This is a genomic window from Mesorhizobium loti (assembly GCF_003148495.1).
Taxonomy (GTDB): domain Bacteria; phylum Pseudomonadota; class Alphaproteobacteria; order Rhizobiales; family Rhizobiaceae; genus Mesorhizobium; species Mesorhizobium loti.
This window is the reverse complement of sequence record NZ_QGGH01000017.1, coordinates 1-14,291: the sequence shown is the minus strand read 5'-3', so window position 1 is coordinate 14,291 and position 14,291 is coordinate 1. Positions and strand designations below refer to the sequence as shown.

Genomic DNA, 14,291 nt, shown 5'->3' with positions numbered 1-14,291 from the left:
TCGATGGCCTCTGTTACGCTCGAAAAAGTCCGCAAGGATTATGGCGCCGTCCGCGTCCTGCACGCGGTCGACCTTGAAATCGCCGATGGCGAGTTCGTCGTCCTGGTTGGGCCGTCAGGCTGCGGCAAGTCCACGCTCTTGCGCATGATCGCCGGGCTGGAGGAGGCTTCCGGCGGCGAGATCCGCATCGGCGAGCGGCTGGTCAATGATGTAGCACCCAAGGACCGCGACATCGCCATGGTGTTCCAGTCCTACGCGCTCTATCCGCATATGGACGTGTCGAAGAACATGGGTTTCAGCCTGCTCTTGAAGAAGGCGGAGAAGGCGACGATCGACGCGAGGGTGGACGGCGCCGCCAAGCGGCTCGGGCTCGACACGTTCCTGCAGCGCTTGCCGCGGCAACTTTCCGGCGGCCAGCGTCAGCGCGTCGCCATGGGCCGTGCGATTGTGCGCGACCCCAAGGTCTTCCTGTTCGACGAGCCGCTGTCGAACCTCGACGCCAAGCTGCGCGTCCATATGCGCGCCGAGATCAAGGCACTGCACCAGCAACTGAAGACGACATCGGTCTACGTCACGCACGACCAGATCGAGGCGATGACCATGGCTGACCGGATTGTCGTCATGCATGACGGGCTGATCCAGCAGGTCGGCGCGCCGCTCGATCTCTATGACCGGCCGGCCAACATGTTCGTCGCTGGCTTCATCGGTTCACCCGGCATGAATTTTCTGCCGGCGACGGTTCGTCAGCGTGGTACGTCGGAGGCCGTACTGGCCGATGGCCAGGCGCTGCGCCTGCCGGAAGGCCTGCCGCTGAAGGACGGTGACGCCATCACCGTCGGTCTGCGGCCCGAGCATATCCGGCTGGCGGATGACGGGGCGTTGAAGGGCGAGGTGGGGGTGGTGGAGCCACTCGGGCTTTCGACGCAGTTCTACGTCAAATTGGCCAGCCAGCAGCTTTGCGTCTTTGCCATGGGCCGCGCCGGCGTGAAGCCCGGCGACGTGGTGCGGCTGGCGGCCGATCCGGAGTCGCTGCATTTGTTCGATCCGAAAAACGGTGATCGCGTCGGCTGAGGGAACTCGGCCCGGGCTGAGGGCACTCGGGACGCGATCGACCAGTTGCATGTCTACACAAGGCGCTGAATCTGCGGAACTGCAGGACCTGCGGATACGAACGGCCGCATCAGGCGCGGATGTCGGGTGGGAAGTAGAAGGGAAGGTTATATCTCGATTGACTAAAATAATGGAACGTCCAGCAGACATTTCCGGAACCGAACAGGACCCCTCAGACCTTTGCGTGTAGGGCACAAGACTTTAGTCCCGCCGTCTTCTAAAAAGAACGGAAGCCATTTCGTCACGAAGTAGGGCCGCCATACGAGAGGTCAATACCGGCGGCTGCCTCCGGAAATATGGGCGAATCGGTGGTGTGCGGGTATGGTGCGATCGCGGAAGGTGGCCGTGGCGTCTAACCGCGAGGGTTTCTTCTAGGCAGCGGCGAGCTGTCCATTGGGTTCTCAGCTGACTTGGCTGATCGCCGCTCCTTTAGCCACAGGGACTTTTTTCTTCTTGCCAGAATCTCGTCTCGAACGCTGTCTTCGGCGAGCACATCGCCATGCGTCGCGGCAATCGCGTAGTCGGCTCTGTTTGTTCGATAGTCACCTTTTTGAATGGACATCGTTTTCTCCCAGGTCGAGGCATTTCCCCCTTTTAGCCTGACGCTGAAACTAACTGCCTATCCATCGTGCGAGTCTACCAATTGGCGATTGTATTAAAACGATACACTCCGTAGGTGTGGTGATTGCGAGAGAGGCTCGCTCGTGCGGGGGGCTTTTTCATTGACCCTGTTGAGACTCTTGCTGCTGTGCTGCGGCAAGCGGGCTCGGAGCTTGCGGCGCAGGTTCCGTAGAAGGTGCAGGGGGATTATCGGAGGCAGGCTGAGGTGCAGGCTGGGCTGCCTCCTCGGTCAGAACTTGGTCAGTCCTGGCCTTGATCTCGTCGGCCGTCTGCTGCTTATCAGCCCGTTGCTGACAGCGAAGCCAGCAGCCAGAGCAACAAGGGCTGCAATGATTGCAGCTTTCAACTTCTTCGACATCCGTAGGGGCCCTGTTCATGACACCCTGCCAGCCCACACGACCGAGGGTGCCGCAACCATGGCGACGGTCAATCCTTTTGGCTGGAGGCTTTGCGCGGATGCAATGACATCAATTGGCTATAAACGAAAAACGCCGCCCACTGGGCGGCGTTTCGGCATTGCAGAAGGAAAACCCAGATTACTTGATCTTGGTTTCCTTGAATTCGACGTGCTTCTTGGCGACCGGGTCGTACTTGCGGAACGACAGCTTGTCCGTCTTGGTACGGCTGTTCTTGCTGGTCACGTAGAAGAAACCGGTGTCGGCGGTCGACAGAAGCTTGATCTTGATGTTTGCGGCTTTGGCCATGATATCAGTCCGTTTGTTCGTGGGGTTTTGGCCGCTGGAGCACGGGGAAACACCCGGACGCGGGAAACTTGGCGCGACACATAAAGAACGCGCCCGGAAAGTCAAGCCCGGTAGGTCCTGTGCGACCCGCCTGAGCCGACTGGTGAGCGGAAATCATGCGGTTTCTGTCGCCGATGCCGCAACCTTCTTCCAGTCGCCGGTCGTGTTCCACCAGCGATTCGGATTGGCGCGGTCGTCCAGCCCTTTGGAACGGCTGGCAAGGATCGGCTGAATGCGGATCACCGGTTCCTGGTAGGAATGGGCCTGGAAAATCGCCTCGACGACGCGGGCGGCCAGCGTCTGGTCGTCCGGCAGTTCGAAGGAAACCTCAACCGTGCCGGGGCGCCGCCGCAATTCCGTTTCGGCGCTGGCGGCCGCACCGTCAAGCGGCCTGTAGCGTTCGATGCCGTGCGCCGACTGATAGGCATTACGGTCATATTTGCCCATGGCCAGCGGTGCGATCGCGACCACCGCGTCCATGATGCGGTCGACATCGGCGGCCGGGGCCTGGAAGGTCACAAGCAGAAGCAGTGTCATTCGTAGCGATGTGGTTTCAAAGCCGCTGTCGATCATGGAAGTGTCCTCAAGTGTTTTGGGACACCCTTTTAGCCCTGTGCTCCTGACACGGTTCTGTCAGCAGCCTGTCATCGGCCAATGCGAATGCAGGGCCGGTAGCAGTCGCGCTACAGGAGGATCTTGCGGACCAGCCTGACGGCGACCAAAGCAATGTAGGCGGCGAAGAACAGGCCTAGCGACCAGCCGAAGCCGGACGGACCGAACGCATCCATGCCGATGCCGATCGCTTGCGGGCCGAGCACCATGCCGACGCCGTAGCACAGCACGAAGGCGGCGTTGGCCGACGCCAGTTCGTGGCCCGAAAGCTGCGAGCCGAGATGGGCAAGGCCGATCGTGTACATGGCAGCGACGACGCCACCCCAGACAAACAGAAGTGCTGCCATCAAATGCCAGTTCTGGGCGAAGAAGGGCATGAAGACGGTGCCGACAAGACCGACCGTGGCGCAGGCAATCAGCAGATAGCGGCGGTCGCTGACGCGGTCGCTGATCATGCCGATCGGGATCTGCAGCAGCACGTTGCCAAGACCGATCATGGTCAGGAGAAGGGCTGCGTCGGCCTCGGAATAGCCGATGCGGCTGCCATAGATCGGAAACAGCGCAAAGCCGCCGGTTTCCACCGCACCGAACACCAGCACGGCCGCGGTCGCCGACGGCACCAGCCAGATGTAGCGCAGGAAATTGCTGGTCTCGCCGTCGGAGGCGATCGACGGGCTCTCGTTGCGCGCCGCCAGCACGGGTATGGCTGCCAGCGTCACCAGACCGATGATGACGCCGAACGGCCTGAAGCCTGAGCTGCCGAGATGGGCGAACAGCCACGGCCCGGCGGCAAAGCCAAGCGACAGAACCGTTGCGTAAATGCCCAGCACAAGGCCGCGCCGGTGCGGCGGCGCCGAGGTGCTGATCCAGAATTCAGACAGGATGAACAGCACCGTCAGCGCGATGTGCAGCACGATGCGCAGCGGAAACCACATCCAGAAATCGGGCGCGAAATGAAAGCCGACAAAGGCAAGCGCGCCGGTCGCGATCATCGCAATCATGGTCCAGGCAACGCCGAAGCGCATGGCGAGTGGCGTCGCCAGCGGCGCGCCGGCGATCGAGGCGAGGCCGGCGACGGCCGTGTTGAGGCCGATCATCGAGGCCGAATGGCCGCGTGTTTCCAGGATGACGCTGAGCAGCGGCATGCCAAGGCCGATGGCGATGCCGACGACGCTGATCGACGAGATCGCCGCCACCATCGGCAGCCAGTGTACGCGTTCGTCGCCCTGTGGTTGGGTATCGACCGTCATGGGGATGCTGAATACTCTACAGAAGTTCGCGGGTGAAGCGGTTGCGGACAAGCCGGTAGAAGGGCACGGGACCGCCCGGACGCAACAGCGGATCATGGGCGAGGCGCTTTTGCAGCTCGTCCAGGATCATTCGGGTGATGTCGGGTATGTCGGCTTCCCTGGCCTTGGCAAGCGGCAACCAGACCAGCTCTTCGAGTTCGTTGGTCGGGCCGCCACCGGGCAGTTCGACTGCGACGTCGTCGCGCCAGGCGCTAAAGAAGCGCGTGTCGAAGCGGCGCACCCGGTTGGGCGGCGTGATGGCGCGCGCGACGAAGCGCAGCATGTCCAGAGAGGGCTGCACGCCGTGTTCGGCAAAACCTTGCCAATCGGGCCTGACGGTGGCGAAAGCGCCTTTGCGGCCGATCAGCAATCCGGCTTCCTCATAGGTCTCGCGGATGGCCGACAAGGCGATGGCGCGGGCTCGTGCGGCGCTTATGCGCCCCGGCCCGGCGATCAGCCTGGCTTCCTGCTCCGGGTGCAATGCAGCGGCGACCGGGATGCGGCTGTCGGCCGGATCGGTGCGGCCGCCGGGAAAGACGAACTTGCCCGGCATGAAGGCGTGGCCGGCATGGCGGCGGCCCATCAGAACCAGCACGTCATCGCCCTTGCGGTCGAGCAGGATCAGGGTTGCCGCGTCGCGCGGCCGAATTGGCCGGTCGCTATGAGCGATGATGCTCCGCTCGATCTTGTCGACTTCCGCCTTGGTCATACCGTCCATGCGCAGGACCTAGCGGAAACTTCTGGCAAGCGAAAGTGGCCTTTCACGGTCGGTATGTTGCGCCAGGGCGCATTCTTGGCTGCGACTCAGGCTCCGGGATGCGGCTCGATCACGTCGTGTTCGTCGCCGAAGCCGTGCATATAGAAGGCCCATTGCAGTCCGATGACGGCACCCTTGACCGGTTGCAGCAGTGCGACCGACAGAAGGATGGTCAGCGGCACCCAGATGGCGATGTGCTGCCATGTGGACAAGGTGGAGGTCGCCTCGACGCCCATGAAAGCGCCGAGCACGATGTGACCGACGATGACGATGACGAGATAGGCAGGCAGGTCGTCGGCGCGGTGGTGATGCAGTTCCTCACCGCAGACGCTGCATGTGTCGACGGTCTTGGTGAAGGCGCGAAACAGCTTGCCTTCGCCGCAATGCGGGCAGCGGCCGAGCAGGCCGCGCTTCATCGCCGTCCACAGCGGGCGGGCGACCCGGCCCGAGTGATGTTCTCCGCCGAAAACCTGTTCTTCAATGGCTGTTGTCATCATCGTCTCCTGCCGCGCGAACCCGGTCGCGATTGCGACGCGCGGGCGCGGCCCTTGGCCTTGTGAAACGACCGTTTGGAGCCCGGCAAAGGCTTCGGGTCGGTCAACATCTCGAAGCGCATCGCGCCGGCCATCGGTGCCACCTCGACGAGTCGGACTTCGACGCGGTCCGCGAGCTGGTAGCCTTTGCCCGAGCGTTCTCCGAACAGGGAGCGGGCCGTTTCGTCGTATATATAGTAATCGCCGTTCAATGTTGACACCGGGATGAAACCATCCGCGCCGTACTGCGGCAATTGGACAAATAGTCCTGATTTGGTGACGCCGGAGATGCGGGCATCGAACCGGTCGTCGATGCGCTCGGCGAGATAGGCGGCGATCAGACGGTCGACCGTGTCGCGCTCGGCCGCCATTGCGCGGCGTTCCGTGCCTGAGATCAGCACCGCGACATCTTCGAGCCGTGCCGCTTCGTCCTGCGTCAGCCCGCCCGGGCCCAGGCCGAGTGCGGCAATAAGTCCGCGATGAACGATCAAATCGGCATAGCGGCGGATCGGCGAGGTGAAATGGGCGTAGCGCCTGAGGTTGAGACCGAAATGGCCGATGTTCTTGGGCGAGTATTCGGCCTGGCTCTGCGAGCGCAGCACCACTTCGTTGACCAAGCCTTCATTGTCGGCGCCGCGCACGCGCTCCAGGATGCCGTTGAACTGGCTTGGCTGCATCTGCGCGCCGCGGGCGAGCGACAGGCCAAGCGTCTGCAGGAACTCGCGCAACGATTCCTGCTTGGCGAGCGACGGCGCGTCGTGGACGCGGTAGACCAGTTCCTGTTTCTTCGCTTCCAGCGTCTCGGCGGCGGCAACATTGGCCTGGATCATGAATTCTTCGATGAGCTTGTGGGCATCGAGCCGTTCCGGCACGATGACGCGATCGACGGTGCCGTCCGGCTTGAGCAGGATCTTGCGCTCCGGCAGATCGAGTTCGAGCGGCTGGCGGCCATCGCGGCCACGCTTGAGGATCGCATAGGCGTCCCACAGCGGCTTCAGCACCGTGTCGAGGATTGGACCGGTCTTTTCGTCAGGCACGCCGTCAATCGCCGCCTGAGCCTGTTGGTAGGCGAGCTTTGCCGCCGACTTCATCATGACACGATGGAAGGAGTGCCTGAGCTTGCGGCCCTCGGCCGAAAAAACCATGCGCACGGCGAGCGCCGGCCGGTCCTGGCCCTCGCGTAGCGAGCAGAGATCGTTGGAGATGCGTTCGGGCAGCATCGGCACGACGCGATCGGGGAAATAGACCGAATTGCCGCGCTTCAGCGCTTCGCGATCGAGCGCCGTGCCATAGCGCACATAGGCGGCGACGTCGGCGATCGCCACAGTGGCGACCACGCCGCCCGGGTTCTTCTCGTCGAGATCGGGTGTAGCGAAGACGGCGTCGTCATGGTCCTTGGCGTTGGCCGGATCGATGGTGACCAGCGGCAGGTCGCGCCAGTCCTCGCGGTGATCAAGCGTCGCCGGCTTGACGGCTTCGGATTCAGCGATGACGTCGGTCGGGAAAATATGCGGAATGTCATGCGCGTGTATGGCGATCATCGAGACCGCCTTTTCGCTGGTCAGCGAACCCAGCACGTTGAGCACCTTGGCTCTCGGCAAGCCATAGCGGGAGGCCCTTGCGGGCTCGACCTCGACCAGGTCGCCGTTCTTGGCGCCGTTCTGGAATTCCTTGTCGACAATCAGTTCGGGCTGACGCCGTTCCACCGGTTCGATGCGGAAGGTGCCGTCCTGCAGGATGCGAAAGACACCGAGCACGGCATCGGTGCGCTTCTCGAAAATCTTCATCACCCGCCCGGTGTAGGCGGGGCCGGTCGCTTCGTTGGTCGGAAAGGTTTTTGCCAGCACGCGGTCGCCGATGCCGGGCGCCGGGCCGCTGCCGCCACGCGACACGCGGATCGAGACGACGGGCGGTTCGCCCGTGCCCACGGCCTCGGCCGGGTGTGCCAGCAAAATGCCATCGCCGTCGCGGCCGAAGATGTCGAGCACGGCGACATGGGGCAGGGCGCCGACGCGGGCCAGTTGCTTGCGCTCCTTGGTCAGGACGCCTTCGTCCTGCAGGTCGCGCAAAATGTCCTTCAGCCAGATGCGGTCGTCGCCGCGCAGCGCGAACGCCTTGGCAATGTCGCGTTTTCCCGCGCGATCGGGATTTTCGGCGATGTAGCGCAGGATTTCGTCACGCGATGGCCGATAGTCGTCCTTGACCTTGGCCCTCGTGTCGGCGGTGCGCGGATCGCCGTGGCTCCTACCGGTGATCCTGCGCGCCACGCTGTCCTACCCTTTTTTCTTCGCGGCCGGCTTCTTCGAAGCCGGCTTTTGGGCCGCCGTTTTCTTGGCTGTGGTTTTCTTGGCAGCAGGTGCCTTAGCCGCTGCCGCCTTGCGGAACGGCTTCTTGCCGCCACCGCCCTTGGCTTCCTTCTCGGCAATCAGCGCCAGCGCATCCTCGATCGTCACCGACTGCGGATCCCTGCCCTTGGGCAGGGTGGCGTTGACCTTGCCGAAATTCACGTAAGGCCCGTATTTGCCGTCGCGCACGACGATCTTGCCGCCGCCATCGGGATGGTCGCCAAGCTCCTTCAGCGCAGCGGCAGTGCCGCCATTGCGGCCGCCCTTGCCCTTCAGCTGCTTCTCGGCGATCACCGACACGGCGCGGTTGAGGCCGATCGAGAACACATCCTCGATGCTTTCGAGATTGGCATAGGTGCCGTCATGCAGCACGAACGGGCCGTAGCGGCCGAGCCCGGCCGAGATCATCTTGGCCGTTTCCGGATGCTGGCCGACATCGCGCGGCAGCGACAACAGGGCGAGCGCCTTCTCGTGGTCGATCGACTCTGCCGTCCAGCCCTTGGGCAGGCTGGAACGCTTGGCTTCCTTGCCGTCGCCGCGCTGCAGATAGGGGCCAAAGCGGCCGCTGCGCAGCGTGATTTCCTCTGACGTGTAGGGATCCTTGCCGATCACCTTGGTGCCGTCCTCGCCGCCGCCATTCTCGCCATTCGGGTTGGCGGCGTCGCCGAGCTGGCGGGTGAAGGAGCATTCGGGATAGTTGGAGCAGCCGACAAAGGCGCCGAACTTGCCGAGCTTCAGCGACAGGTTGCCGGAGCCGCATTTCGGGCAGATGCGCGGGTTCGAACCGTCTTCGCGCGCCGGAAACACCAGCGGCGCCAGTTCTTCATTCAGCGCGTCGAGCACATCGGTGACGCGCAGTTCCTTGATGTCGGCGACGGCGCCGGAAAAATCCTTCCAGAAATCGCGCAGCACGTCCTTCCAGGCGAGCTTGCCGTCGGAAATCTCGTCGAGCTTTTCCTCGAGGGATGCGGTGAAGTCGTACTCGACATAGCGCTTGAAGAAGCTTTCGAGGAAAGCAGACAGCAGCCGGCCCTTAGCCTGCGGCACCAGCCGGCGCTTGTCGATGGTGACGTAGTCGCGGTCTTCGAGCGTCTTCAGGATCGCCGTATAGGTAGAAGGCCGGCCGATGCCGAGCTCTTCCAGCTTCTTGATCAGCGAGGCTTCGGAATAACGCGGCGGCGGCTCTGTGGTGTGCTGGGTGGCGTTGATCGACTGACGGGCAAGCTGTTCGCCGGCACGGATTTCGGGCAGGCGGCGATTTTCCTCGTCTTCCGCATCGTCGTCCTTCTGATCGGTGTAGGCGGCGATGAAGCCGTCGAAGCGGACAACCGAACCGATGGCGCGAAGCTCAGCGGTGCGCGATCCATTGACCGCCTCGATCTCGGCGGTGGTGCGCTCGATCTCGGCGGACTGCATCTGGCTGGCGATGGCGCGCTTCCAGATCAATTCATAGAGCCGCATCTGGTCGGAATCGAGATATTGCCTGACCGATGCCGGGGTGCGCATGAAATCCGTCGGGCGGATCGCTTCGTGCGCCTCCTGGGCGTTCTTGGCTTTGGCGGTATATTGGCGCGGCTTTTCCGGCAGGTATTTTGCGCCGAATTCTTTGGCGATGGCGTCGCGGGCGGCCGAGATTGCCTCGGGCGCCATCTGCACGCCGTCGGTTCGCATATAGGTGATGAGGCCGGTGGTCTCGCCGCCGATCTCCATGCCTTCATAGAGCCGCTGCGCCACCTGCATGGTGCGGCTGGCCGAGAAGCCGAGGCCCGACGAGGCGGCCTGCTGCAACGTCGAGGTGGTGAAGGGCGGGCCGGGATTGCGCTTGGTCGGCTTGGCTTCGACCGACACTGCCTTGAAGGTCGCGCCTTCAAGCATCGACTTGATGTCGTCGGCCTGTGCCTTGTTGGAAATGTCGAGCTTTTGCAGCTTCTTGCGATCGAAGGCGGTCAGCCGCGCTTCGAAATTCTCGTTGCGTGGCGTGCCCAGCAGAGCTGCGATCTGCCAGTATTCCTCACGGATGAAGCGCTCGATCTCGGATTCGCGGTCGCAGACCAGACGTAGCGCAACCGATTGGACGCGGCCGGCCGAGCGGGCGCCCGGCAGCTTGCGCCACAGCACCGGCGACAGCGTGAAGCCGACGAGATAATCCAGCGCCCGGCGGGCGAGATAGGCATCGACCAGCGGCGCATCGATCTGGCGCGGATTGGCCATCGCCTCCAGCACCGACGATTTGGTGATGGCGTTGAAGACGACGCGGCTAACCGGCTTGTCCTTCAGCGCGCGCTTCTGCTTCAGCACTTCCAGCACATGCCAGGAAATGGCTTCGCCCTCGCGATCCGGGTCGGTGGCGAGGATCAGGCCGTCCGCATCTTTGACCGCTTTGGCGATGTCGGCGAGGCGCTTGCCAGAGGCGGTGTCGACCGCCCAGGACATGGCGAAATCCTCATCCGGACGCACCGAACCATCTTTGGCCGGCAAATCGCGGACATGGCCGAACGAGGCCAGAACCTTGTAGTTCTTGCCGAGGTATTTGTTGATTGTCTTCGCCTTGGCCGGCGATTCGACGACGACGACGTCCATGAGGTCTCATATCAGCTGTGGTGCGGCAGAAGAATTCCGCTGCGCGCGACGAAATCTCGTTCTATTTGTTGCTCACATGGCCGCGCTTTTGCATCCGGTCAAGGGGAAGCGCCCAAATTGCGAGGCTGTCCGCAGCAATACACTCTTAGAGTGTATGGAGAAAATCACAGAATTTTGGGAAAGGGAGATGGTGGGCCTGAACCAGCGGAAACGACCCGATTCATTTTTCCACCGAGTCGCTGAAATGCTGCCCCGATCCGTAACGGGCGACATTATAACAGGCTGATTGATACTGGCCGCCGGCTGCATGGAGCGATGCCCGGCGACCAGCCCTTGTTCCGCCACCATGCGGGAATGGCGTATTTAGTTGGCCTTGACGATATGCCAGACCTCGCCGACACCGTCGCCGGCCACGTCGCCGGCCTTCTTGTCCTTGATGAAGGTATAGACCGGCTTGCCGTCATAGGCCCACATCTTGGTGCCGTCGGTGCGGTCGACAACGCTCCATTCGTCGTCCGCCTTGGCGCCGGCTTCGGCCTTCAGCGGCGGCCAATTGGTGGCACATTTGTCGTAGCAATTGGTCTTGCCCTTCTCGTCCTTGTCATAAGTATAAAGCGTCATGCCGTTGGCATCGGTGTAGATCTTGGTGCCATTGACCTCGGCTTCCTTCCACGCGTCGGCCGCGAAAGATGCGGCGGTGCTGAGCAAAAGCGCTGCCAGCCCTACGGTTATGGTTTTCATGGAAATCTCCCTGACTGATATCTGGAGACGCGCGGGAAATCGCGGCCTCACTGTATCAACGCCTGCGGGCTGCCGTTTCTTCCCCGGCAGGTGCGTCGGCCAGGGATGATCAAGGGATGATCTTGCCAACACAATGGTGATTGGTGGACAAGGCTGCGCGTCGCTATATCGGCGTAACGGTATTGGAGTTCTTGGAAATGGCATTGGACATCGGCTATGTCAGCGCGGTCGGGGCGGGAGCCATCTCGTTCCTGTCGCCTTGCGTACTGCCGCTGGTGCCGCCCTATCTCTGCTATATGGCCGGCGTCTCGGTCGACGATTTCCGCGGCAATGCGGGAACTACGGCGAGGGAAGGCGCGCGCGGTGCGCTGCTTTATTCCTCGATCGCCTTCGTGCTCGGCTTCTCGACCGTCTTTGTCGCGCTGGGCGCCGGCGCCTCGACCATCGGCCGGCTGCTGCGCGTCTGGCAGGAGCCGCTGGCGATGGGCGCCGGTGTGCTGATCATCTTGATGGGCCTGAATTTCCTCGGCGTGTTGCGCATCCCACTGCTGTCGCGCGAGGCGCGCTTCCAGTCGCAAGGCAAGCCGGCAAGTGCGATCGCGGCCTATGTCATGGGACTGGCCTTTGCCTTCGGCTGGACGCCCTGCATCGGCCCGGTGCTGGGGCCGATCCTGACGCTGGCCGGCGGCCGCGAGACGGTGGGCGAGGGCGCGTTGCTGCTAGCCGCCTATTCGCTTGGGCTGGGCATCCCGTTCCTGATCGCAGCGCTGTTTTCCGGCGCCTTCATGCGCTTTCTCAGCAGATTCCGCGTCCATCTCGGCCGCGTCGAAAAGGCCATCGGTGCGCTGCTGGTGGTCGCCGGCGTGTTTTTCCTCACCGGTGGCGTGCAGACCGTGTCCTACTGGCTGCTGGAGAATTTTCCGGTGCTGGGGCGGCTGGGGTAGCTTTTTTTCGGATGCCGAACGCATTTTCTGCGTTCGAATGGATCGTTGAACTACTGATTAAAAGTAAGTTGCTCATCCGATCTCATCGGAATTTAACCGCATTGGTGCAGCATGGCGCCACTGCTAGCATGTTTTGATTCCCAACCCTTTCATATGGTTGTCCATCCATGAGCCAGAGATCCTGCCTGTCCGTCATCCTCGCCGCCGGCGAAGGCACGCGCATGAAGAGCGTGCTGCCGAAGGTGCTGCACCAGATCGCCGGCCTGCCGATGGTCGCCCATGTGGTGAAGGCAGCCGAAGCAGCCGGCGCCGGCAGCCAGGCGCTGGTGATTGGCCATGGCGCGGACGAGATGCGCAAGGCGGCGGCAAAGTTTGCGCCAAAGGCCGAGACCTTCGTGCAGGAAAAGCGCCTTGGCACTGCGCACGCCGTTCTGGCCGCGCACGATGCGATATCAAAGGGTTATGACGATATTCTCGTCATGTTTGGCGACACGCCGCTGATCGACGCGGATGCGCTGACCGTGGCGCGGCTGAAACTGGCGGAAGGCGCTGCCGTCGTGGTGATCGGTTTCCGCCCGCCCAGTCCGACCGGTTATGGCCGGCTGATCGAGAAGGACGGCAAGCTGGTCGCCATCCGCGAGGAGAAGGATTGCTCCGAGGAGGAGAGGAAAATAACCTTCTGCAATGCCGGCATGATGGCGGTGGCCGGTGCCCACGCGCTGAAGCTGCTCGACGCGGTTGGCAACAAGAATGCCAAGGGTGAGTATTATCTCACCGACATTGTCGAGATCGCCGGCGCGCGAGGCCTCGATGTCATTGCCACCGAAGCCAGTTTCGAGAGCGCGCTCGGCATCAACAACCGCGCCGAACTGGCGCAAGCCGAGGGCATCTGGCAGGCGCGCCGCCGCCACGAAGTGATGCTATCGGGCGTGACGCTGATCGCGCCGGAGACCGTGTACTTCTCGCACGACACCGAGATCGGCGCCGACACGATCGTCGAACCCAATGTTTGGTTCGGTCCGGGGGTAAAGATCGCCACGGGAGCCAAGATCCATGCCTTCAGCCATATCGAGGGCGCCACCATCGCCTCGAATTGCGATGTCGGGCCGTTCGCGCGGCTGCGGCCGGGTGCCGATCTCAAGCGGAAGGCCAAGGTCGGCAATTTCTGCGAGGTTAAGCAGGCTGTTATCGAGGAGGGCGCTAAGGTCAACCATTTGACCTATATCGGCGACGCCCGCGTCGGCGCGGGCGCTAATATCGGCGCCGGCACCATCACCTGCAATTATGACGGCTATTCAAAGTTCTTCACCGACATCGGCGAGGGCGCCTTTGTCGGCTCGAATTCGTCGCTGGTGGCGCCTGTCACCATCGGCAAGGGCGGCTACATCGCCTCGGGCAGTGTCATCACCGAGAGCGTGCCAGAAGACGCGCTGGCCTTCGGCCGTGCCCGCCAGAAGACAATTCCTGGCAAGGGCAAAGAATTGCGCGAGCGCTTTGCTTCGGCCGCGGCTGCGAAGAAGAAGGCTACCGGCTCCGACCATTAGACGACGAGCAAGGCTACCGCAAAAGATGAATGGTCGACCACCGCAGCGGTGAAAAGCCGAACAATTTGGGTAACCCGATTGCAAGAGCGGTCTGTCATAGTGCATGCGTGCACAAATCGTTCCGTTATACGGGACGAAATGCAATGTGACTTTCGCGGCAGGCCGGCCATCCCTAAATAGCGCTGGTTTTCCACGGGGAATCGGGGACTGTCTGCATGTGCGGTATTGTTGGAATCGTCGGCCATTCGCAGGTTGCGCCGCTCATCGTCGATGCGCTGAAGCGGCTGGAATATCGCGGGTATGACTCGGCCGGCGTCGCCACTATCGAGCATGGTGAGCTTGGCCGCCGCCGCGCCGAAGGCAAGCTGATCAATCTCGAGCGCCGGCTCAAGGACGATCCACTCGCTGGCACGATCGGCATCGGTCACACACGCTGGGCGACGCATGGCGTGCCCAACGAGACCAATGCGCA

At 62.5% G+C, this 14,291-nt stretch carries 12 protein-coding genes and 1 pseudogene; 4 read left to right on the top strand and 9 right to left on the bottom strand.

Annotated elements, in window-relative coordinates; genetic code table 11:
* The first annotated feature begins 3 nt into the window (after nt 1-3).
* Complete coding sequence (locus tag C8D77_RS32285; protein ID WP_109671479.1) at nt 4-1,071, top strand: ABC transporter ATP-binding protein; 1,068 nt, start codon at nt 4-6, stop codon at nt 1,069-1,071.
* A 391-nt stretch (nt 1,072-1,462) separates the two neighbouring features.
* Here the strand turns inward: C8D77_RS32285 and C8D77_RS32280 are convergent, their stop codons facing one another.
* The 9 genes from C8D77_RS32280 to C8D77_RS32235 form a co-directional block, all read right to left on the bottom strand.
* A complete protein-coding gene (locus C8D77_RS32280; RefSeq protein ID WP_109671478.1) occupies nt 1,463-1,672 on the bottom strand; it encodes a hypothetical protein in 210 nt (69 codons plus the stop codon).
* 595 nt (nt 1,673-2,267) lie between these two features.
* Nucleotides 2,268-2,435 carry a 50S ribosomal protein L33 gene (rpmG, locus tag C8D77_RS32275; RefSeq protein WP_006201775.1) on the bottom strand — a complete coding sequence of 56 codons (168 nt, stop codon included), beginning with the start codon at nt 2,433-2,435 and terminating at the stop codon, nt 2,268-2,270.
* A 153-nt stretch (nt 2,436-2,588) separates the two neighbouring features.
* Nucleotides 2,589-3,047, bottom strand: a complete 459-nt coding sequence (locus C8D77_RS32270) for a YqfO family protein (RefSeq protein ID WP_109671477.1) — start codon at nt 3,045-3,047, stop codon at nt 2,589-2,591.
* A gap of 110 nt (nt 3,048-3,157) precedes the next feature.
* Nucleotides 3,158-4,336, bottom strand: a complete 1,179-nt coding sequence (locus tag C8D77_RS32265; RefSeq protein ID WP_109671476.1) for an MFS transporter — start codon at nt 4,334-4,336, stop codon at nt 3,158-3,160.
* A 16-nt stretch (nt 4,337-4,352) separates the two neighbouring features.
* The gene (locus C8D77_RS32260) at nt 4,353-5,093 is read right to left on the bottom strand and encodes an NUDIX hydrolase (protein ID WP_109671475.1); all 741 of its coding nucleotides are present in this window, start codon (nt 5,091-5,093) and stop codon (nt 4,353-4,355) included.
* An 86-nt stretch (nt 5,094-5,179) separates the two neighbouring features.
* Nucleotides 5,180-5,626 (bottom strand): DUF983 domain-containing protein, encoded by a 447-nt coding sequence (locus tag C8D77_RS32255; protein ID WP_109671557.1) that lies wholly within the window; start codon nt 5,624-5,626, stop codon nt 5,180-5,182.
* The gene (rnr, locus tag C8D77_RS32250; RefSeq protein WP_109671474.1) at nt 5,626-7,932 is read right to left on the bottom strand and encodes a ribonuclease R; all 2,307 of its coding nucleotides are present in this window, start codon (nt 7,930-7,932) and stop codon (nt 5,626-5,628) included. Before rnr ends, C8D77_RS32255 begins: the two co-directional genes overlap by 1 nt.
* A gap of 6 nt (nt 7,933-7,938) precedes the next feature.
* Nucleotides 7,939-10,590, bottom strand: a complete 2,652-nt coding sequence (gene topA, locus C8D77_RS32245) for a type I DNA topoisomerase (protein WP_109671473.1) — start codon at nt 10,588-10,590, stop codon at nt 7,939-7,941.
* 363 nt (nt 10,591-10,953) lie between these two features.
* Entirely contained in the window at nt 10,954-11,331 is a 378-nt protein-coding gene (locus tag C8D77_RS32235) for a COG4315 family predicted lipoprotein (protein WP_109671471.1), read from the bottom strand.
* Nucleotides 11,332-11,528: 197 nt separating this feature from the next.
* Between C8D77_RS32235 and C8D77_RS32230 the strand changes: the two genes are divergently transcribed.
* The 3 genes and pseudogenes from C8D77_RS32230 to C8D77_RS32220 form a co-directional block, all read left to right on the top strand.
* Complete coding sequence (locus C8D77_RS32230) at nt 11,529-12,275, top strand: cytochrome c biogenesis CcdA family protein (protein WP_109671470.1); 747 nt, start codon at nt 11,529-11,531, stop codon at nt 12,273-12,275.
* A 167-nt stretch (nt 12,276-12,442) separates the two neighbouring features.
* A complete protein-coding gene (gene glmU / locus C8D77_RS32225) occupies nt 12,443-13,819 on the top strand; it encodes a bifunctional UDP-N-acetylglucosamine diphosphorylase/glucosamine-1-phosphate N-acetyltransferase GlmU (protein ID WP_109671469.1) in 1,377 nt (458 codons plus the stop codon).
* 215 nt (nt 13,820-14,034) lie between these two features.
* Nucleotides 14,035-14,291, top strand: a pseudogene (locus tag C8D77_RS32220) (glutamine--fructose-6-phosphate transaminase (isomerizing)); the annotation flags it as partial.

Bases quoted from the DNA above. Each gene is read 5' to 3' on its own strand.
- C8D77_RS32285 (WP_109671479.1), top strand. From the start codon at position 4: ATGGCCTCTGTTACGCTCGAAAAAGTCCGCAAGGATTATGGCGCCGTC.
- C8D77_RS32280 (WP_109671478.1), bottom strand. From the start codon at position 1,672: ATGTCCATTCAAAAAGGTGACTATCGAACAAACAGAGCCGACTACGCG.
- rpmG (WP_006201775.1), bottom strand. From the start codon at position 2,435: ATGGCCAAAGCCGCAAACATCAAGATCAAGCTTCTGTCGACCGCCGAC.
- C8D77_RS32270 (WP_109671477.1), bottom strand. From the start codon at position 3,047: ATGATCGACAGCGGCTTTGAAACCACATCGCTACGAATGACACTGCTT.
- C8D77_RS32265 (WP_109671476.1), bottom strand. From the start codon at position 4,336: ATGACGGTCGATACCCAACCACAGGGCGACGAACGCGTACACTGGCTG.
- C8D77_RS32260 (WP_109671475.1), bottom strand. From the start codon at position 5,093: ATGGACGGTATGACCAAGGCGGAAGTCGACAAGATCGAGCGGAGCATC.
- C8D77_RS32255 (WP_109671557.1), bottom strand. From the start codon at position 5,626: ATGACAACAGCCATTGAAGAACAGGTTTTCGGCGGAGAACATCACTCG.
- topA (WP_109671473.1), bottom strand. From the start codon at position 10,590: ATGGACGTCGTCGTCGTCGAATCGCCGGCCAAGGCGAAGACAATCAAC.
- C8D77_RS32235 (WP_109671471.1), bottom strand. From the start codon at position 11,331: ATGAAAACCATAACCGTAGGGCTGGCAGCGCTTTTGCTCAGCACCGCC.
- C8D77_RS32230 (WP_109671470.1), top strand. From the start codon at position 11,529: ATGGCATTGGACATCGGCTATGTCAGCGCGGTCGGGGCGGGAGCCATC.
- glmU (WP_109671469.1), top strand. From the start codon at position 12,443: ATGAGCCAGAGATCCTGCCTGTCCGTCATCCTCGCCGCCGGCGAAGGC.